Source organism: Methylobacterium sp. C33D (assembly GCF_053345825.1).
In genome coordinates this window covers 1-316 of sequence record NZ_JBKFAV010000181.1, presented here as the reverse complement: position 1 = coordinate 316, position 316 = coordinate 1, and the positions used below count along the sequence as shown (strand labels likewise).

The 316-nt window shown below is 66.5% G+C and carries 1 pseudogene; it reads left to right on the top strand.

What is annotated here, in order from left to right:
• Positions 1-316 (top strand): annotated as a pseudogene (locus ACLBXO_RS31945) (hypothetical protein); the annotation flags it as partial.

The window sequence follows — 316 nt, the reverse complement described above, 5'->3', positions numbered from 1 at the left end:
CGATACGCTTGTCCTGAGCAAAGCCGAGACAAGTTCGGGCGTTCAGCGCTCGGCCTGGGACGCCTATGCGTGGCGGAACTTCGTCGACTCGAACGGCCTGGGCGTCGGCCTCGGGACCAATCGCACATCGAGCTTTCCTCTCGCGGTGCTGTCGAATGTCGGGATCCCGGGAGCCGTCTTCTACGCGCTGTTCCTGGCGTCGGTGTTCGGATTTCGGCGCGGCGCGCCTCGCACCTACGCGAGCGATATCCGCGCTGCCGGCCGCGTCGCCTGCCTCTGCCTGCTTTCCGGCAGCATCATCGCGGGTCCTACGGTC